This is a genomic window from Aquabacterium sp. T101 (assembly GCF_057219775.1).
Map to the genome: position 1 here is coordinate 125,509 of NZ_JBXVVZ010000002.1, position 19,514 is coordinate 145,022.

A 19,514-nucleotide genomic window follows, 5' to 3' on the forward strand; every position below is an offset into this window, starting at 1 on the left:
CCAGGAGGACCGATTCGGGGACGGCGAGGTTACTGCAGTGCAGCAATCAAGCCAAGCTGAATTAAATGGGGTCAGACTCGGTAAACAGCCGCCCCGAAACGATGACCCAGTTAAATGGGGTCAGTCTTTACGAGGCGCGGTCGACCTCGGGGTCGTGCCGTCAGCGGCCGGTCCGTCTGTTCCGCCAGCCTTGCAAGAAAGGCGCCGTCGCCGAGGGCATGGCCGCGCCTCAACGCAGACTCCAGGGCGTCGGTGCTCGCCGCAGCCATGCCCTCTTCCAGCAGGCGAGCGTGCGCCAACTCCCGGTCGAACGGCGTGTTGCCAAGGCTCCAGTACCGGGGATGCTCGGTCACCAACGGGTCGCGGCGCGCGCCGACATGGTGCATCGCGCTCGACCAGGGCCAGTCGGCCGGCGCCGCCGCCAGGCCAGCCGCCACCGGCAGGCTTTCCAGCCGCACCGTGGCGGGCATCAGCCAGGCCGGCGCGTCGACCACGCAGGACCTGAACCGGCCTTCCCACAAGGTGCCGCGCCGGCTGTGCCGCCGGTTGTAGGCCAGCACGTAGCGTCGACCCAGGGCCTGAACCAGCCGGCCGAGCGCTTCGGCCCGGGCCGGCGTGGCCAGCAGACGCACCTCGGCGTCGAGCAACACGTAGGCATGGATCGCCACCCCGTGATCGCTAGCCGCCTGGCGCAGCATCGACATGAAGGTGTCGCGATCGGCGTCGTCGACGAACACCGGTGCGCCGTTGTGGCCCGTCAGTGCCAGCAGGTGCAACTCGCCATCCAGCGCCAGTCGGGTCAGGCGCGCCATGGCTCAGTCCCGGTCGAACGCGCGCTCGCCGGTCAGGCGGCGGTACTCGCGCGCGGCGAAGCGGTCGGTCATGCCCGCCACGTAGTCCGCCAGCGCGCGATGGCCGTCGCGCTCGAAGGCGGCGCGGTGCTCGTCGGGCAGTTCGGCCGGGCGCTGCGCGTAGGCTGCGAACACGGTGCGCAGCACCTCGCGGGCGCGGGCGGTGGTGCGCTCCACCTGCGGATGCCGGTACAGCGCCGCGAACAGGAAGCGCTTGAGCACGGTGGCCTGCTCGCGCATCCCCGGCGAGAACCGCACCAGTGGCGGCGCCGCGCGCACCGCGTCCACCGAGTCCGGCGCCTGCGCGGCGAGCAGGCCGCGCGTCGTCTCGATGATGTCGCCCACCTGCGCCGACAGCAGCCGGCGCAGCGTCTCGGCGAGCAGGCGCCGCTCGGCCGCGCCGGCCAGCGACGGGTGCTGCGCCAAGGCCTCGGCCCGGTGGCGGGCCACCAGCGGCACCTCCTCCAGCTGGGCCAGCGTGAGCAGCCCCGAGCGCACGCCATCGTCCAGGTCGTGCGCGGCGTAGGCGATCTCGTCGGCCAGGTTGCACAGCTGCGCCTCCAGGCTCGGCTGTCCGCCGTCGAGGAAGCGTCGTGCCACGCCCTGCGGGTCGTCGGCCTCGATCCGCGCCGCGGCGCTGCGCGTGCAGTGCTTCAGGATCCCCTCGCGCGACTCGAAGGTGAGGTTCAGGCCGTCGAAGGCGGCATAGCGCTGCTCGAGGCGGTCCACCACGCGCAGGCTCTGCAGGTTGTGCTCGAAGCCACCGTGGTCGCGCATGCAGTCGTCGAGCGCGTCCTGCCCCGCATGGCCGAAGGGCGTGTGGCCGAGGTCGTGCGCCAGGGCCACGGCCTCGACCAGGTCCTCGTTGAGCTGCAGCGCGCGGGCGATCGAGCGGCCGATCTGCGCCACCTCCAGCGAGTGCGTCAGCCGCGTGCGGAACAGGTCGCCCTCGTGGTTGACGAACACCTGGGTCTTGTAGACGAGACGGCGGAAGGCCGTGCTGTGCACGACGCGGTCGCGGTCGCGCTGGTGCTCGTTGCGCGGCGGTGCCGCCGCTTCGGCCACGCGGCGCCCGCGCGTGCGCGCGGGGTCGCACGCATACGGCGCCAGCGCGCTCACGGGCCGGGCTCGCAGCAGGCGGCCAGGGTTTCGCGCAGCACCGCTTCGGGCACCGGCCGCAGCGTCGCGCGGCCCAGGCCGTCGATCAGCACGAAGCGCAGCTCGCCGCCCTCGGCCTTCTTGTCCACGCTCATCAGATCGATCCAGCGCCCGGCGCCGCCCAGGTGCGGCGCCTGCACAGGCAGGCCGCAGCGCTGGCACAGGGCGCGCAGCCGCTGCACGAAGCCGGGCGGCACGAGGCCGAGGCGGGCCGACAGGTCGGCCGCCATCACCATGCCGCAGCCCACGGCCTCGCCGTGCAGCCAGGTGCCGTAGCCCAGGCCGGCCTCGATGGCGTGGCCGAAGGTGTGGCCGAAGTTAAGGATCGCGCGCAGCCCGGCCTCGCGCTCGTCGGCGCCGACCACGCCGGCCTTGATCTCGCACGAGCGCCGCACCGCATGGGCCAGCGCGTCGCGGTCGCGCGCCATCAGCGCGTCGGCGTTCGCCTCGATCCAGTCGAGGAACGCCGGGTCGGCGATCGGGCCGTACTTCACCACCTCGGCCAGCCCCGCCGACAGCTCCCGCTGCGGCAGGGTGTCCAGCAGCGCCAGGTCGCACACCACGCGCAGCGGCTGGTAGAACGCGCCGATCATGTTCTTGCCGCGCGGGTGGTTGATCGCGGTCTTGCCGCCCACCGACGAGTCCACCTGCGCCAGCAGCGTGGTGGGCACCTGCACGAAGGGCACGCCGCGCATGTAGCAGGCGGCCGCGAAGCCGGTCATGTCGCCGACGACGCCGCCGCCCAGCGCGAACAGCGTGGTGCGGCGGTCGCAGGCCTGCGCGAGCAGACGGTCGAACAGCCTGTCGAGCGAGGCCCACTCCTTGTGGCTCTCGCCGTCGGGCAGGTCGACGCCGATCACCTGGGCGTACAGGCCGCCCAGCGCCGCATGCAGCGCCGCACCGTGCAGCGCGGAGACGGTCGGGTTGCTCACCACGACCGCCGCGCGGGCGGCCGGCAGGCCCTGCCAGGTGGACGCATCGCCGATCAGCCCGTCGCCGATCAGGATGTCGTAGCTGCGCTCGCCGAGCGAGATCGGCACGCGGCAACGCAGGTGGGCGCGGCTTGGCGCGCTGACGAGGGACGGTCCCGGCATGCGCCGAGTTTAAGGTCGGGCCGTCGCGTCGCCGGAGGCCCGGCCCAGGCCCGCCAGCTCCACCTGCATCAGCACCATGTTGACCAGCGCATGGACCGACGGACGCTGGGCCTCGATCACGAAGTGCGCGGCGCGGCGGTACAGCGGGTCGCGCTCCTGGAACAGCTGGCGCAGCCGCTTGGCCGCGTCGCCCGCGCCCTGCAGCAGCGGCCGGTGCGTGTCATTGCGCAGGCGCCGCGCCAGGTCGTCGGGTGTCGTGCGCAGGTACATCACGGTGGTCCGCGCCCGCAGCAGATCGCGATTGGCCTCGCGCAGCACCACGCCCCCGCCGGTGGCCACGACGCCGACATGCGGCATGGCCGTGGCCTCGGCCACCACCTCCTGCTCCACGTCGCGGAAGGCGGGCTCGCCGTGCAGTTCGAAGTACTCGCGGATCGAGCAGCCGATGCGCTGCTCGATCAGGTGGTCGGTGTCGACGAACTCCAGGCCCAGCTGCCGGGCGACATGGCGCCCGACCGTGGACTTGCCGCTGCCCGGCATGCCCACGAGGGAGATCACGACGAGGCCTCTCGTGCCGGGCTAGTTCGGCGTGCACTCCGCGGCAGTGCCGCCGGCGTTGGGGTTCTGGGGTTCATCGGCACGCCAGCGGTTATACCTGTACAGCGTCATCGTACAGTCGGCGCCGATCTGCAGGTCGAACACGTGCCACCACAGGGACGAGCCTTCGCCGGGCGGCGGGGAGAACACCACCGTGCGGCCCGCGTAGTTCAGTTCCAGGCGGGTCGGCGAGCCGGTCATGCCGGGGCTGAAGGTGCGCGAGAAGTTGTGCAGGTAGAAGCGGTAGATGCCGACCTTGGGACGACGGATCGTGGTCACCTCGGGGCCGAATCCGGTGACGTCGTCGACGTCGAGACTGGCATACGGCTCGCCCGCGAGCGAACCCTGGTTCACGTAGTAGACGTGCGTGCCGCCCGGCGTGCGCAGGTGCGAGTCGATGTCGCTCGGGTTCGCGCCCCAGGTCAGCCGCATCGTGGCCGCATTCGACGTGGGGATGGTCAGGCAGTTCGTGAAGGTCACCGGCGATGCGCCCACGCTCACCGAGCGCGCATTGGTGAGGAACGCGCCGCGGCGGCCCTGGATCGCGACCTGGCTGTTGGGCAGGGCACGGATCGTGAACTGGCCCGCGCCGTCCGTGGTGGCCGAGTCGACGCTCGAATACGACACGCCGTCGCCCGCCATTCGCACGTTGGCCGCGGGCGCGCCGCTGTCGTCGATGACGCAACCGGTGACCGTGATGGGCGAGTTGACCGCGGAGCCGACCATCCACTGCGCGAAGCGCGTGACGGCGACCTCGTAGTAGGGCGTCGCCCCGCTGACGAGCGTGGCGGCACCGTCGGCCACCCAGCGGCCGGTGGCCGTGTCGAAGTAGTAGGCGGTGGCACTGGCCGGCGTGGTGGCACTGCGGGTGCTCACCGGCACGCGTAGCGTCAGGCTCTGGCCGCTGACCACTTCCACGTCGACGGAGGGCGTGATGGTCACGGCGCCATAGGACTGCAGCAGTGTCCCGCCCGCCTCGGTGTAGTCGCCCGACAGCAGGTTGCTGTCGCTGCCGACGTCGACCGGCGACACGCGCACGTCGAGCGTGACAGGCGCCGCGCCGCCGCCGGAAGACAGCAGGGCCGACGCCGGCACGGCCACCGACGCGCCGGACGCGGTATCGCTGACGGTGCCGCCGCTGGCCACGGTCAGCGCCGAGGTGATGCCGTAGGGCGTGAGCCGCAGCACGCTGACGGACGGCACGGTGCCCAGCACCTGGGTCACGCCATAGAGAGGTTCGAAATTGGCCGCGGCCGCTTCGATGACCAGGCGGGGGATCGGCGCCGAGTTGGCCTGCGCGAACAGGCCCTGGGCATCGGTGGTGAGCGAGGCTCCCGTGAACACGACCGACGCGCCGGAAATGGGGTTGCCGTTGGCGCCGCTGAGCACGGAGCCCTGGATCGCGTCGTTGCTGACGACCACCGGTGGATCGGCCGCGGGACGCGGGCCGTCGCCGACCGCCCCCGTGCCGCCCCCGGAACCACTGCCTCCGAACGGAGGCGAGCCCGAGCCGCCGCTGTTGAAGCCGCCGCTGCCCGAGCCGCCGCTGTTGAAGCCGCTGCTGCCCGAGCCGTCGCTGGCAAAGCCACCGGTTCCGCCGCCACCGCCGCCACAGGCGACGAGCAGGGCCAGACCTGCCGCGGGCCAGAGGCCGCGCCAGGCGGCCCTGCGTGTTCGCGCGCCCATGATCAGCGGACCGCGGCCTTCTCGGTGACGACCTTGGGCGTCAGGAACACCAGCAACTCGGTGCGGGTGGAGTCCTGCGTCTTGGTCTTGAACAGGTTGCCCAGGTAGGGCACGTCGCCCAGCAGGGGCACCTTGCTGACCGAGTCGGAGGACTGCTGTTCGTAGATGCCGCCGATGACCACCGTACCGCCGTTCTCGACCAGCACCTGCGTCTTGACTTCCTTGATGTTGATCTCGCGGCCCAGCGCGGTCAGCGTGCCCAGGCTGTCCTTGTTGATCTTCACGTCCATGATGATGTTGCCTTCCGGCGTGATCTGGGGCGTGACTTCGAGCTTCAGGCTGGCCTCGATGAATTCCACCGCGGTGGCACCGGAACTGGTGGCGCGCTGGAACGGCACCCGCGTGCCCTGGCTGATGAAGGCCTTGACCTGGTCGGCCGTGACGATTCGCGGGCTCGACACGATCTTGCCGCGGCCGTCGGCTTCGAGGGCCGAGATCTCCAGGTTCAGGAACCGGTTGGAAGAGGCACCGAAGATCGACAGCGCGAACGACGCCGGGTCGTAGCCGCCCTGGCCGACGGCCGGCAGGTTCACGAACTGCTGGTTGGTGAACGCATTGCCGGTATCGGGCGTCTGCAGCGTGATCTGGCCGGCGCCGACATAGTTGCCGCCCACCGCCACGCGGTTGTTGCCGCCCACGCTCCAGCCCGGCGTGCCGCCGCGCACACCGCGCAGGTCGACGAAGCCGAGCTTGGCGCCAAGCGACTTGCCGAAGGTGTCGCTGGCCTCGACGATGCGGGCCTCGATCAGCACCTGGCGCACCGGGATGTCGATGCGCGCCACCAGCGTCTGCACCTCTTCCAGCTTGGACGGGATGTCGGTCACGAAGAGCTGGTTGGTGCGCTGGTCGGAGATGACGCTGCCGCGAGACGACAGGATCCGCGTGGCCGCGCCGCCACCGGCACTGCCCTGCCCCGCGAGGCCCTTGGCCACGTCCTCGGCCTTGGTGTAGTTGAGCTGGAACGACTGCGTGCGCAGCGGCTCGAGTTCGGTCTTCTTTTTGCCCGCCTCGAGGTCGGCCTGCTCCTTGATGGCGAGCTCGTCCTTCGGCGCGATCCAGATCACGTTGCCGCTCTTGCGCAGCCCGAGGCCCTTGGCCTGCAGGATGATGTCCAGCGCCTGGTCCCAGGGCACGTCCTTCAGGCGCAACGTGAGGTTGCCGGTGACCGTGTCGCTGGTGACGACGTTGAAGTTGGTGAAGTCGGCGATGACCTGCAGCAGCGAGCGGACCTCGATGTTCTGGAAGTTCAGGCTCAGCTTCTCGCCCTGGTAGCCGGGGCCCTGCGTCAGCTTGTTCGGGTCGACGCGGACCGGGCGCACCTCGACGACGAACTGCGTGTCGCTCTGGTAGGCGCTGTGCTCCCAGTTGCCGCGCGGCTCGATCACCATGCGCACGCGGTCGCCGCTCTGCGACACGGTGACGGTCTGCACCGGGGTGCCGAAGTCGGTGACGTCCAGGCGCCTGCGCAGGTTGTCGGGCACCGTCGAGCGCGGGAACTCGACCAGCAGACCCGTGCCCTGCTGGCGGATGTCCACGCCGACCTGGCTGCTCGGCAGCGTGACGATCACGCGGCCGGCGCCATCGACGCCTCGGCGGAAGTCGATCTCGCGCAACGACTGCGTCTCGCGGTTCTGGCTCGGCGCAAAGGTGGCCGGCGCCGCGGCGGGAGCCGCCGCCGTGGCCGCGGCCGCCGGGGCCGCCGAGGCGGCTGCCGGACCGGCGCTGTCCACGACGATCAGCAGGGCCTTGCCTTCGATCTGGGCGCGGTAGGTGGCGGCCTGCTTCAGGTTGAGCACCAGGCGCGTGCGGTCACCGGCCTGCGCGACGTTCACCGAGCGCAGGTTGCCCTGGTTGACGTCCACACTGGGGCGCGGCAGCGCACTGCCCACGCCCGGCAGGTCGATCGCGATGCGCGGCGGCTGCTGGATCGCGAAACCCGCCGGCACCGCCGACAGCGCTTCGCTCAGCTCGATGCGCACGACGTCCGCGCCCGCTTGCTGCGTGCTCGTGATCGACTGGATCACGCCCTGCGCCAGCGCAGCCGGCGCGCACACGGCCAGCATGGCGGCCATCCCCCACGTACGCCACATCGTCATGATGCGTATCTCCTTCGGATTCTTCATCGTCCCGCCCGTTGTTCGACCAGTTGCAGCGACGTGTTGCGCTCGATCCACTCGCCGGCGGCATCCTGCACCACTTCGCGCAGGACCAGCTCGGTCTCGGACACCTTGAGGATCCGGCCGTAGTTCTGGCCGATGTATTCGCCTGCCCTGACCTGGTACAGCAGACCCTCGACGCGCAGCAGCGCGTAGGGCTGGCCCAGGCGGTTCATGCTGCCCACCATCGTCATGCTGTCCAGCGGGTAGGCCTCCAGCGGCTCCTTCCGGCGCTTGAGCTCGGCGGCCAGCAGCGAACTGGGGGCGCGCTCGTCGCGCTTGAGCGCCACGGCGAGCTTCTGGTTGCTGAACGGGTCCACGGAGTCGGCTGCCGCATAGGGCTGCGGATCGAACTTCTTGGGCGGCGTCAGCGGCGGCACATTGGGCTTGACCTCGCGCTTTTGCTGGTCCATCCAGGCCTGCAGCTCGTCGAGCTCGGCGCCGCAGCCCGACAGCGCGAGCGCGGCCACGGCCGCACCCAGCATGCCCGGCACGCGACGAAGGAAGGTCTGGGCGTGCATCATTTCTTCGCTCCCACGGCCTTCTTCTTCTGGCCGGCCTGCGCCGCCACCTCGCCCGCGTCGAGATAGCGGTAGGTGCGGGCGGTGGCTTCCATCGACAGCAGGCCGCTGTCCTTCTGGCCGGCCGGCGGCGCCACCGTCAGGTCGTGCAGGGTCACGATGCGTGACAGGTTGGCCACGTCGGCGGCAAAGGCCCCGATGTCGTGATAGCGGCCGGTGACGCGCACCGAGATCGGCAGCTCGGCGTAGTAGTCCTTCACCGACACCGAGCCGGGGCGGAACAGTTCGAACTGCAGGCCGCGGCCGATGCCCGCCTGGTTGATGTCCGACAGCAGTGCGTCCATCTCGGCCTTGCCGGGGAGCTGCTTCTCGAGCTGGGTCACGTACTCCTCGACCTGCTGCTTCTGCTTGCGCAGTTCGGGCAGGTTGACCGCCTGGCCCAGCTTGCCGCGGTAGTCGGACTTGAGCGTCGGCTCCTTGCTGCGCTCGGCCTCGAGCTCGTCGTTCTTGGCCGACAGCATCAGGAACCAGCTCAGCAGCACGACCACCGCCGCCAGCAGGACCCAGGAGCCGATCTTGGGCAGCAACGGCCACTGGCCGGGCTGCCGCGTGTCCAGACCGCGGAACTGGGCCGCGGCCTGCTCGAACATGGTGCTCAGCTCGAAGCTGCGCGAGTTGGGGCTTTGCGTGGCCATGTGGGCTACCTCAGGAGGCCTTCGCACCGGCGGGCGCGGCCTTCGCGCCCGGAGGGCTGGCACCGTCGACGGGCGCCTGCGGGCGCTTGATCGACACGCGCATCGAGAAGTCGAACAGGCGGCTGGTGGAAGCGCGGTCGCGCGGGGCCACCGCCGCCTTGATCTCGATGAGCTCCGGCTTTTCGAGCCAGGGCGAGTTGTACAGCGTGTTGCGCAGGAACTCGGACACGCGCTCGTTGGTCTGGGCCACGCCGGTCACGGTGACCACCTGACCGGCCTGCTTGATGCTGACCAGGTAGACGCCCTCGGGGGTCTGCTTGACCAGTTCGTTGAGCAGGTGCACGGGGACGTTGCGGTCTGCCTGCAGGTCCTCGACGGCCTTCTGGCGCGCCTTCAGCGCGTCGATCTCGGCGCGCAGGTTGGCGATGTCCTTGATCTGCGCCTCGAGCTTCTTGATCTCGGTGCCCAGGTAGGCGTTGCGCTCCTCCTGGGCCGACTTCATGCGGTCGAGCACCGCGAACCACAGCGCGGCGATCACCACGCCCGCCACGGCCGACAGCGCCAGACCGGTGAAGTAGGCCGTGCGGCGGCGCTTGCGCTTTTCTTCCCGGTGGGGAAGCAGGTTGATGAGGATCACTGCAGGAACCTCCGCATCGCGAGGCCGGTGGCGGTGAGGTACGAGGGCGCTTCACGTCGCACCTTGCTCTCGCGCACCGAGCCGCCGAGCTTCATGTGTTCGAACGGGTTCACGACCATCGACGCGAAGCCGGTGAGGTCGGTGACACGCTCCTTCAGGCCGGCCAGCGTGGCCGTGCCGCCAGCCAGCATCACGTAGTGCACCTTGTGGTGCGGCGTGCTGGTGAAGAAGTACTGCAGCGCGCGGCCGATCTCCTGCGACAGGCTGTCGACGAAGGGGGTGAGGATCGCGGACTCGTAGTCCTCGGGCAGGTCGCCGCCGAGCTTCTTGGCCTCGGCCTCCTCGAAGGAGAAGCCGTACTGGCGAGAGATCAGCTGGGTCAGCTGCGAGCCGCCGAAGGCCTGGTCGCGGTCGTAGAGCAGTTCCTCGTCGCGCAGCACCTTCAGGCTGGTGGTGTCGGCACCGATCTCGAACAGCGCCACCAGCGCGTCACGGCCCTCGTTGGGCAGGGTCTTGACGATGCGGCTCATCGCCAGGCGCGAGGCGTGGCTCTCGATGTCGAGCACCATCGGCTTCAGGCCGGCGGCCTCGGCCAGGCCCTGGCGGTCCTGGACGCGATCCTTGCGCGACGCCGCGATCAGCACTTCGACGTCGCCCACCGACGTGGCGCTGGGGCCGACGACGCAGAAGTCCAGGCTCACCTCGTCGAGCGAGAACGGGATGTACTGGTTGGCCTCGCTCTCGACCTGCAGTTCGAGTTCCTCCTCGCGCAGGCCGGCCGGCAGCATGATCTTCTTGGTGATCACGGCCGACTGGGGCATGGCCATGGCCACATGCTTGGTGCGCGTGCCGCTCTTGGACACCACGCGGCGCACGGCCTCGGCCACCTCGTCGAACTTCTCGATCTGGCCGTCGGTGATCCAGCCCTTCTCGAAGGGCTCGGAGGCGAAACGCTCGACGATGTACTCGCCGGATGCACTCTGGCCCAACTCCACCAGCTTGACGCTCGAGGTGCTGATGTCCAGACCGATCATCGACGCATGTTTGCGGCCGAGCAGAGCGTCCAGAAAGCTCACGTCGTTACCCCCCGGGCGCCTTGCAGCAGGTGTGTCAGATGGCGCACTGGATAGTTAAGAAGTTACTTGAATGCTAGCAGTAAAGCCATTGAGCGCCCAAGGTTTGCGAGCGCTGCGATGGCGGGTCGCGTTGTGTAACACCGACGCGACCGGGACCCGATGCACAGCACCATACGGCATTGCCGACGCCACCGTTAGAACGCATCGCGGGCAGCTTGAGCATGAGTTCACACTTGGTCGCGTCGGGTGACACCGCATTCCTATAATCCGACGCGACCGCCGAGCCGGCGCGGTCCCGCGGCCATCGAACGCGATCCGGCGCGTTTACAACTTCATTGAGCCCGACGACCCGACTACCACCGTGGGCCCCCTGGGTCTTGAGGCCCCTGGCCTGGCTGGCCGCCGGCGTGCTGGCACTGGCCGCGACCGCCGGCACGCTGCTGGCCGTGGCGCTGGCCGTGGCCTGGCCCAACCTGCCCTCGATCGACAGCCTGACCGAGTACCGCCCGAAGCTGCCGCTGAAGGTGATCTCGTCGGACGGCGTGCTACTGGGCGAGTTCGGCGAGGAGCGGCGCAGCTTCACGCCGATTGCCCAGGTGCCGAAGGTGATGCGCGACGCGGTGCTCGCGATCGAGGACGCGCGTTTCTACGACCATGGCGGCGTGGACCTGGTGGGCATCGCGCGGGCCGCGCTGGCCCAGCTGTCCGAGGCCCGCAGCCAGGGTGCGTCCACGATCACGATGCAGGTGGCGCGCAACTTCTACCTGTCGTCCGAGAAGACGATCACGCGCAAGATCTACGAGATCCTGCTCACGTGGAAGATCGAGAGCCAGCTCAGCAAGGACCAGATCCTCGAGGCCTACATGAACCAGATCTTCCTCGGACAGCGGGCCTACGGCTTCGCCGCCGCCTCGGAGATCTACTTCGGCAAGCCGCTCAAGGACGTGACCATCGCCGAGGCCGCGATGCTGGCCGGCCTGCCCAAGGCGCCGTCGATCTACAACCCGATCGTCAACCCGAAGCGGGCGACGACGCGCCAGCAGTACATCATCGACCGCATGGTCGACAACCGCTTCATCACCGCCGAGCAGGCGGCGGCCGCCAAGGCCGAGAAGCTGCGCTACCGCACCCAGGCCGACCAGTCGGTGCATGCCGAGTTCGTCGCCGAGACGGCGCGCCAGCTGGTGTTCAGCCAGTACGGCGAGGAGGCCTACACGCGAGGGCTCAACGTCACGGTGTCGGTCAACGCGGCCGACCAGATGGTGGCCTACCGCGCGCTGCGGCGCGGCCTGCTCGACTACGAGCTGCGTCAGGTCTACCGCGGGCCGGAAGCCTTCGTCGACCTGCCCAGCGAACCCGCGGCGCTGGACGCACGCATCGCCGACGTCCTGGCCGACCACCCAGACAACGACGACCTGCGCGCCGCGGTGGTGCTGGAGGCGTCGCCGCGCAAGGTGGTGGCGGTGCTGTCCGACGGCGAGTCGATCACCGTCACCGGTGACGGCCTGCGCCCGGTGACCTCCGGCCTGGCCGAGAAGGCCCCGGCCCAGAAGAAGCTGCGCCGAGGCGCGGTGGTCCGGGCCACGCAGAACGCCAAGGGCCAGTGGTCGCTGACCCAGCAGCCCGAGGTCGAAGGCGCCTTCGTCGCGCTCGACCCGCGCACCGGCGCGATCCGCGCCCTGGTGGGCGGCTTCGACTACCGCAAGAGCAAGTTCAACCACGTGACCCAGGCCTGGCGGCAGCCGGGCTCGAGCTTCAAGCCCTTCATCTATTCCGCCGCCCTCGAGAAGGGCTTCACCTCGGGCTCCGTGATCAATGACGCGCCGCTGTTCTTCGACGCCGGCACCACCGGCAGCCAGCCCTGGGAGCCGAAGAACTACGACGGCACCTTCGAAGGCCCGATGCCGCTCAAGCGCGCCCTGGCCCGGTCGAAGAACATGGTGTCGATCCAGGTGCTGCAGGCGGTCGGTCCGGCCGAGGCACAGCAGTGGGTGTCACGCTTCGGGTTCGAAGCCGACAAGCACCCGCCCTACCTGACCATGGCCCTCGGGGCCGGCTCGGTGACGCCGCTGCAGATGGCCAGCGCCTACGCCGTGTTCGCCAACGGCGGCTATCTGGTGGCGCCGCGTCTGATCGAGCGCGTGACCGACCAGAAGGGACGCGTGCTGATCGAGGCGCCCAAGGCGCAGCTCGACGAGTCGATGCGCGCGATCGACGCCCGCAACGCCTTCGTGATGACGGACCTGCTGCAGGAGGTGACGCGCTCGGGCACCGCGGCCAAGGCGCAGGGCACGCTCAAGCGGCCGGACCTCTACGGCAAGACCGGCACCACCAACGACTCGATGGACGCCTGGTTTGCCGGCTGGCAGCCGAGCCTGGTGGCCGTGGTGTGGATCGGCTACGACAACCCGCGCAAGCTGGGCGACCGCGAGACCGGTGGCGGGCTGTCGCTGCCGGTGTGGATCGAGTACATGGCCCATGCACTGAAGGGCGTGCCGGTGGCGGAGGCCCGCGCGCCCGATGGCGTCGTCAACGTCGGCGGCGACTGGACCTACGAGGAGTACGCGCAGGGCCGGGGCGTGACCAGCCTGGGCGTGGACGCGGCGCCCCCGCCGGAACCGCCGACCGAGGCCGAGAAGAAAAGCATCCTCGACCTGTTCAAGAACTGAAGTCGAGCGCCTTGCCGGCCTGCGCGCTGGCCTCGCGCGACAGGCGCGCGAAGAACTCGGTGCCGTCGCGCGTGTCGCGCCAGGCGCCGTCCGCCCAGCGGAAGTGATAGCCGCCCGCCCGCGCCGCGAGCCACAGCTCGTGCAGCGGCGGCTGCGTGTTCAGCACGATCTTGCTGCCGCCGGGAAACGACAGTTCCAGCAGGCCGCCAGTGCGCTGCGAGTCGATGTCGATGACATCGTCCTGCAGCCAGCGGTCGAGCATCGACTCCACCTGCGACAGTGCGGCGCTGGCGCGCTGGTGGTACTCGGCGTCGGAGAGCGTGTCGGTGGGCATCGCTGGCTAGAATCGATCGCATGAAAGGCATGCGGCGGTTCAGTGTAGCGGCGGCGCTGGCGGCACTGGCCGCATCGCACCTTGGTGCTTGTGGGCAAAAGGGCCCGCTCAAGCTGCCGGCCCCGGCGTCGACGCCGGCACCCGCGTCACCCGCGTCGGCTCCGCGATGACGGCACCCACGCTTCCCGGCGCGCCCTTCCTGGCGTGGCGCGGCACCGAACTCACCCTCGACGGCCATGCGCTCGACGCGCTGGCGCGCGAGTTCGGCACGCCGCTGTACGTGTACTCGCGCGCCGCGATGCGCCATGCGCTGGCGTCGTACGCCCGCGCCCTGGCCGGGCGCGACCACCTGATCTGCTATGCGATGAAGGCCAATTCGTCGCTCGCGGTGCTGCAGACCTTCGCCCAGGCCGGCTGCGGTTTCGACATCGTGTCGGTCGGCGAGCTCGAGCGGGTGCTGGCCGCCGGCGGCCTGGCCTCGCGCGTGGTGTTCTCGGGCGTGGGCAAGCGCCCGGACGAGATGCGCCGCGCGCTCGCCGAGGGCGTGCGCTGCTTCAACGTGGAGAGCCTGCCCGAGCTGCGCACGCTGTCCGAGGTGGCCGTCTCGATGGGCCTGCGCGCGCCGGTGAGCCTGCGCATCAATCCGGACGTCGACGCCGGCACGCACCCCTACATCTCCACCGGCCTGAAGGGCAACAAGTTCGGCATCGCCCACGACGAGGCCCTGGCGGCGTACCGCCTCGCGGCGAGCCTGCCGGGCCTGCACGTGACCGGCATCGACTGCCACATCGGTTCTCAGATCACCGAGGTGGCGCCCTACCTCGACGCGCTCGACCGCCTGCTCGACCTGGTGCAGGCGATCGAGGCCGAGGGCACCCGCATCGAGCACATCGACGTCGGCGGCGGCCTGGGCATCACCTACACCGACGAGGCGCCGCCGGACGCCGGCGTGCTGGTGGCGCGCCTGCTCGAGCGCATCGACGCGCGCGGCCACGGACATCGGTCGATCCTGCTCGAGCCCGGGCGCTCGCTGGTGGGCAATGCCGGCGTGCTGCTGGCCGAGGTGCTGGTGCTCAAGCCCGGCGCCGAAAAGAACTTCTGCATCGTCGACGCGGCGATGAACGACCTGGTTCGCCCGGCGATGTACGGCGCCACGATGGGCATCGTGCCCTGCACGCTGCGCGACCTGCCGCCGCAGGTGTACGACGTGGTGGGCCCGGTGTGCGAGTCGGGCGACTGGCTCGGCCGCGACCGCGCGCTGGCGGTGCAGCCGGGCGACCACCTGGCGGTGCTGTCGGCCGGCGCCTACGCCATGGCGATGGCGAGCAACTACAACAGCCGCCCGCGCGCCGCCGAGGTGATGCTCGACGGCAGCCGTGCGCACCTGATCCGCGAGCGCGAGACGCTGCGCGAACTGTTCGCCAACGAGCACCTGATCGGCTGACGGGCGCGCGGCGCGCGCCGGGGCCCGCCGCTCAGGCGCGCCCCTCCTCCACCGCGTGGCAGGCCACCTGGATGCCCTTGAAGGCCTTGAGCACCGGCCGCTCGGTCGAGCAGCGCGCATTGGCCAGCGGGCAGCGCGGGTGGAAGGCGCAGCCGGTGGGCGGCTGCAGCGGGTTGGGCACCTCGCCCTGCACCGGCGTGCGCTGCCGGCCCGACATCCGGATGTCCGGGATCGCGTCGAGCAGCATGCGCGTGTAGGGGTGGCGCGGCTGCGAGAACAGGTCGGCCTTGTCGGCCAGCTCGACCAGCCGGCCGAGGTACATCACGCCGACCTGGTCGGACACGTGGCGCACCACGGCCAGGTTGTGCGAGATGAACAGGTAGGTCAGCCCGCGCTGGCGCTGCAGGTCCTTCATGATGTTGAGGACCTGCGCCTGCACGCTGACGTCGAGCGCGGACGTGGGCTCGTCGCAGACCAGGAACTCGGGCTGCGTGGCCAGCGCGCGCGCGATCGAGATGCGCTGGCGCTGGCCGCCCGAGAACTGGTGCGGGAACTTCTCCGCGTCGGCGGCGGCCAGCCCCACCGAGGCGAGCAGCTCGCCCACCTTGGCGCGCTGTTCGTCGGCGTCGGTCACGAGGCCGTGCTCGCGGATCGGCTCGGCCACGATGTCGAGCACCTTCCAGCGCGGGTTCAGGCTCGCGAACGGGTCCTGGAAGATCATCTGCATGCGCCGGCGCAGCGTGCGCAGCTGCGCCGGGTCGAGGCTGCGCACGTCGACGCCGTCGAAGCGGACCGTGCCCCGCGTGGGCGCGTACAGGCCCACCAGCAGGCGCGCCACGGTGCTCTTGCCGCAGCCCGACTCGCCCACCAGCGCCAGCGTGCGGCCCTTGCGGATCTCGAAGCTCACGCCGTCGACGGCATGCACGAACTGGCGCGGCTTGCGATCGATGACGCGGTTGAGCCAGGGGGCCGACACGTCGAAGATCTTGGCCAGGTCGTCGACCTGCACCAGGGGCGCGCCCGGGGTCTGCTGCTGCGTGCTCATCGCGGCTCCACGCGCCAGCAGGCCGCACGCGTGGCCCCGGCGTCGATCAGGTCGGGGCGTTCGCTGCGGCAGCGGTCGAACACGTTGGGGCAGCGCGGGTTGAAGGCGCAGCCCTTCGGGATCGCGTTCAGGCGCGGCATCGCGCCGTCGATCTGGGCCAGGCGCTCACGCTCGGCGTCCATCGACGGGATCGATCCCATCAGGCCCACCGTGTAGGGATGCGACGGCCGGTGGATCACGTCGGCCACCGGGCCGATCTCGGCCACGCGGCCGGCGTACATCACGGCCACGCGATCGCAGGTCTCGGCGATCACGCCCATGTCGTGCGTGACCAGCATCACCGCCGCGCCGTGCTCGCGGCACAGGCGCCGCAGCAGCGAGATGATCTGGGCCTGGATCGACACGTCCAGCGCCGTGGTGGGCTCGTCGGCCACGATCAGCTTCGGCTCGGCGGCCAGCGCCAGGGCGATCACCACGCGCTGGCGCATGCCGCCGGAGAACTGATGCGGGTAGTGGTCGATGCGCGCCTCGGCCGCCGGGATGCCGGTTTCCTGCAGCAGCCGGATCGCGCGCTGCCGCGCCTCGTCCTCGCTCACCGGCAGGTGGGTGCGGATCGTCTCGATCAGCTGGCGCCCCACGGTGTAGAGCGGATTCAGCGAGGTCAGCGGGTCCTGGAAGATGGCGCCGATCTGGCGCCCGCGGATCTTGCGCATCGCCTCGTAGGGCAGGTTGTCGATGCGCTGGCCCGCCAGCAGCACCTGCCCGCCGGCGATTCGCCCGGGCGGCTCGAGCAGGCCGATGATGGCCGCGCCGGTGAGCGACTTGCCGGCGCCCGACTCGCCCACCACGCCGAGGATCTCCCCCGGCGCGATGGAGAACGACACGTCGTCCAGCGCAAGCAGCGTGCCGCGACGCGACGGGAACTCCACCCGCAGGTTGCGGACTTCGAGCAGCGGTGTGGCGTCCATCAGCGCAGCCTCGGGTTCAGCGCGTCGCGCAGCCAGTCGCCCAGCAGGTTGACCGACAGCGCGATCAGCACCAGCGCCAGCCCCGGATAGACGGTGATCCAGGTCTCGCCGGAGAACAGGAAGTCGTTGCCGACGCGGATCAGCGTGCCCAGCGAGGGCTGCGTGGGCGGCACGCCCACGCCGAGGAACGACAGCGTGGCCTCGGTGAGGATGGCGGTGGCGACCTGGATCGTGGCCAGCACCAGCACCGGGCCGAGCACGTTGGGCAGCACGTGGCGCGCCATGATGCGCAGCGGCGCGACGCCGGTCACGCGGGCGGCCTGCACGTACTCCTTGTTGCGCTCCACCAGCGTGGAGCCGCGCACGGTGCGCGCGTACTGCACCCACCCGGGCAGCGCGATGGCCAGCACCAGCACCGCGAAGGCCAGGGTGTCGTGCGCGTCGGGGAACATGGCGCGCCCCACACCGTCGATCAGCAGTGCGATCAGGATCGACGGGAAGGACAGCATCACGTCGCACACACGCATGATGAAGGCGTCGGTCTTGCCGCCGACGAAGCCCGACAGCAGGCCCAGCGACACGCCCACCAGCACCGACAGCACCACCGACGCGAAGCCCACCAGCAGGGACACGCGCGCGCCATACATGATGGCCGACAGCACGTCGCGCCCCTGGTCGTCGGTGCCCAGCAGGTACTTCGTCGACCCGCCCTCGTTCCAGGCTGGCGGCGTACGCGCGTCGGCCAGCTCGAGCGAGGCCAGGTCGAACGGGTTGTGTGGTGCCACCCAGGGCGCGAACAGGGCGCAGAACACGCACAGGAAGGCCACCGCGGCCGCCCCCATGGCGACCGGCGAACTGGTGAAGCTGAACCAGACGTCGCCGTCGAAGAAGCGCCGCAGTGCGCCCGGCGCCTGGGGAGTCGCAGTGGTCATCGGCTCACTTGCCCTTGACGCTGATGTACTTGAAGGGCATGAAGTTGTCCGCCAGCTGCACCAGGGACACGTTCTTCTTCATCGCCCAGGCCAGCGCCTGCTGATGCAGCGGGATGTGGCCGATGTCGTCGGCGTGCAGCTTGAACGCCTCGGCGATCATCGCGTTGCGCTTGGCCTGGTCGGTCTCGCCCTGGATCTTCAGCGTCAGCTCGTCCACCTTGGCGTTGCTGTAGCTGCCGAGGTTGAACTGGCCCTGGCCCTTGTCGGTGGGCGTGGCGATCAGGTTGGACAGCGCGTTGTGCGAGTCGTAGGTGCCCGGCGTCCAGCCCAGCAGGTAGAAGCTGGTGTCGCGGCGCAGGATCTTGGGGAAGTAGGTCGCCTTGCTCTCGGCCTGCAGGTTGACCTTGACGCCCACGCGCGCCAGGTTGGCGGCCACCGCCTGGCAAATCTCGCCGTCGTTGACGTAGCGGTCGTTCGGGCAGTTCATGCCGACCTCGAAACCGTTGGGGTAGCCGGCGTCGGCCAGCAGCTTGCGCGCCGCGTCCGGGTCGTAGGGCAGGCGCTTGTTCATGTCGGCCACAAAGCCCTTGATGCCGGGCGCCACCATCAGCGCGGTGGGCGTGGCGGCATTGCGCATCACGCGGGTCTTGATGGTCTCGATGTCGATGGCCTGGTAGAAGGCCTGGCGCACGCGCTTGTCCTTGAACGGGTTCTTGCCCTTCACGTTGGAGAACTGCAGCTCGTCGCGCTTCTGGTCCATGCCCAGGAAGATGGTGCGCAGCTCGGGGCCCTGCATCACGGTGATGTTGGCGTTGGACTTCAGGCGCTCGACGTCCTGCAGCGGCACCGGCTCCATCATGTCGACCTCGCCCGACAGCATCGCGGCCACGCGGGTGGCGTCGTTGCCGATCGGCGTGAAGATCACCTCGTCGACGTTGCCGTCGACCTTGCCCCAGTAGGTCGGGTTGCGCACGAAGGTCGTGCGGGTGGTGGGCTGGCGTTCGCGCACGCGGTAGGGACCGGTGCCGTTGGTGCGGAAGGACGCCGTGTTCTCGATGCCCTTGCGGCGGTCCACCGGCTTCTCGGCCTTGTTGTCCTCGCACCATTTCTTGCTCATGATGTACACGAGCGAGATCACGTCGGGAAGGATCGGGAACGGCGCGGTGGTCTCGATCTCCACGGTGTGGTCGTCGACCTTGCGCACCTGCTTGATCGACGAGGTGTAGCCCTTCATGTCGGAGCCGTCGCCGGCGGCGCGGCCGAAGCTGAAGACCACGTCGTCGGCCGTGAAGGGCGTGCCATCGTGGAAGCGCACGTTGCGGCGCAGGTCGAAGCGCCACACGGTGGGCGAGGTCTGGGCCCACTTGGTGGCCAGGGCCGGCTCGAGCGCGAGCTTGCGGTCGCGCCCCACCAGCGGCTCGTACACGTTGCCGGTGATCGACAGCTGCAGCGACTCGTTCAGCGAGTGCGGGTCGAGCGAGGTGGCATCGCCCTGGTTGGCCACGCGCAGCGTGGCGGCCGAGGCCAGGCCGCAGGCCAGGGCCAGGGCGGCAGCGAGAAGGGTGGGACGGAAGCGCGTCATGGTGTGGCT

At 70.1% G+C, this 19,514-nt stretch carries 17 protein-coding genes; 2 read left to right on the forward strand and 15 right to left on the reverse strand.

The window, feature by feature from the left end; genetic code table 11:
• Positions 1-110: 110 nt before the first annotated feature.
• Genes AC2EAQ_RS07685 through AC2EAQ_RS07730 form a run of 10 tightly spaced genes read right to left on the reverse strand, consistent with a single transcriptional unit; the run spans position 111 to position 10,489 of the window.
• Positions 111-812 carry a transposase gene (locus AC2EAQ_RS07685; protein ID WP_484641579.1) on the reverse strand — a complete coding sequence of 234 codons (702 nt, stop codon included), beginning with the start codon at positions 810-812 and terminating at the stop codon, positions 111-113.
• A gap of 3 nt (positions 813-815) precedes the next feature.
• Positions 816-1,970, reverse strand: coding sequence for a deoxyguanosinetriphosphate triphosphohydrolase (locus tag AC2EAQ_RS07690; protein ID WP_484641584.1), 1,155 nt, complete (start codon positions 1,968-1,970; stop codon positions 816-818).
• Entirely contained in the window at positions 1,967-3,103 is a 1,137-nt protein-coding gene (gene aroB / locus AC2EAQ_RS07695; protein WP_484641587.1) for a 3-dehydroquinate synthase, read from the reverse strand. Before aroB ends, AC2EAQ_RS07690 begins: the two co-directional genes overlap by 4 nt.
• A 9-nt stretch (positions 3,104-3,112) precedes the next feature.
• Positions 3,113-3,661 (reverse strand): shikimate kinase, encoded by a 549-nt coding sequence (locus AC2EAQ_RS07700; RefSeq protein WP_484641591.1) that lies wholly within the window; start codon positions 3,659-3,661, stop codon positions 3,113-3,115.
• 21 nt (positions 3,662-3,682) lie between these two features.
• Positions 3,683-5,386, reverse strand: coding sequence for a DUF2135 domain-containing protein (locus tag AC2EAQ_RS07705; protein WP_484641595.1), 1,704 nt, complete (start codon positions 5,384-5,386; stop codon positions 3,683-3,685).
• 2 nt (positions 5,387-5,388) lie between these two features.
• Positions 5,389-7,542 (reverse strand): type IV pilus secretin PilQ, encoded by a 2,154-nt coding sequence (locus tag AC2EAQ_RS07710; protein ID WP_484641599.1) that lies wholly within the window; start codon positions 7,540-7,542, stop codon positions 5,389-5,391.
• Between the two features lie 23 nt (positions 7,543-7,565).
• Entirely contained in the window at positions 7,566-8,123 is a 558-nt protein-coding gene (locus tag AC2EAQ_RS07715) for a pilus assembly protein PilP (protein WP_484642764.1), read from the reverse strand.
• Complete coding sequence (locus tag AC2EAQ_RS07720; RefSeq protein ID WP_484641605.1) at positions 8,123-8,818, reverse strand: type IV pilus inner membrane component PilO; 696 nt, start codon at positions 8,816-8,818, stop codon at positions 8,123-8,125. The genes AC2EAQ_RS07715 and AC2EAQ_RS07720 overlap by 1 nt, the downstream gene beginning before the upstream one ends.
• Before the next feature lie 10 nt (positions 8,819-8,828).
• Positions 8,829-9,455: a PilN domain-containing protein gene (locus AC2EAQ_RS07725; protein WP_484641610.1), complete on the reverse strand. Its 627-nt coding sequence runs from the start codon at positions 9,453-9,455 to the stop codon at positions 8,829-8,831.
• Positions 9,452-10,489, reverse strand: a complete 1,038-nt coding sequence (locus AC2EAQ_RS07730; protein ID WP_484642766.1) for a pilus assembly protein PilM — start codon at positions 10,487-10,489, stop codon at positions 9,452-9,454. Before AC2EAQ_RS07730 ends, AC2EAQ_RS07725 begins: the two co-directional genes overlap by 4 nt.
• Before the next feature lie 419 nt (positions 10,490-10,908).
• On the opposite strand from AC2EAQ_RS07730, the gene AC2EAQ_RS07735 reads away from it, so the two are divergent.
• Positions 10,909-13,200 (forward strand): penicillin-binding protein 1A, encoded by a 2,292-nt coding sequence (locus tag AC2EAQ_RS07735; protein ID WP_484641616.1) that lies wholly within the window; start codon positions 10,909-10,911, stop codon positions 13,198-13,200.
• Here AC2EAQ_RS07735 and cyaY read toward each other — a convergent pair.
• On the reverse strand, positions 13,190-13,534 hold the full coding sequence (cyaY, locus tag AC2EAQ_RS07740) for an iron donor protein CyaY (RefSeq protein ID WP_484641619.1): 345 nt from the start codon (positions 13,532-13,534) through the stop codon (positions 13,190-13,192). The two genes, AC2EAQ_RS07735 and cyaY, sit on opposite strands and share 11 nt — an antisense overlap.
• Positions 13,535-13,700: 166 nt before the next feature.
• Here cyaY and lysA point away from each other — a divergent pair, with 166 nt between their 5' ends.
• A complete protein-coding gene (gene lysA, locus AC2EAQ_RS07745; RefSeq protein ID WP_484641621.1) occupies positions 13,701-14,978 on the forward strand; it encodes a diaminopimelate decarboxylase in 1,278 nt (425 codons plus the stop codon).
• A 31-nt stretch (positions 14,979-15,009) separates the two neighbouring features.
• Here the strand turns inward: lysA and AC2EAQ_RS07750 are convergent, their stop codons facing one another.
• The 4 genes from AC2EAQ_RS07750 to AC2EAQ_RS07765 are packed head-to-tail and all read right to left on the reverse strand — an operon-like array spanning position 15,010 to position 19,505.
• On the reverse strand, positions 15,010-16,023 hold the full coding sequence (locus tag AC2EAQ_RS07750) for an ABC transporter ATP-binding protein (RefSeq protein WP_484641623.1): 1,014 nt from the start codon (positions 16,021-16,023) through the stop codon (positions 15,010-15,012).
• On the reverse strand, positions 16,020-16,991 hold the full coding sequence (locus AC2EAQ_RS07755) for an ABC transporter ATP-binding protein (RefSeq protein ID WP_484641625.1): 972 nt from the start codon (positions 16,989-16,991) through the stop codon (positions 16,020-16,022). The genes AC2EAQ_RS07750 and AC2EAQ_RS07755 overlap by 4 nt, the downstream gene beginning before the upstream one ends.
• Positions 16,991-17,923, reverse strand: coding sequence for an ABC transporter permease (locus AC2EAQ_RS07760; RefSeq protein ID WP_484641630.1), 933 nt, complete (start codon positions 17,921-17,923; stop codon positions 16,991-16,993). The genes AC2EAQ_RS07755 and AC2EAQ_RS07760 overlap by 1 nt, the downstream gene beginning before the upstream one ends.
• A gap of 4 nt (positions 17,924-17,927) precedes the next feature.
• Positions 17,928-19,505 carry an ABC transporter substrate-binding protein gene (locus AC2EAQ_RS07765; protein WP_484641635.1) on the reverse strand — a complete coding sequence of 526 codons (1,578 nt, stop codon included), beginning with the start codon at positions 19,503-19,505 and terminating at the stop codon, positions 17,928-17,930.
• Positions 19,506-19,514 lie beyond the last annotated feature (9 nt).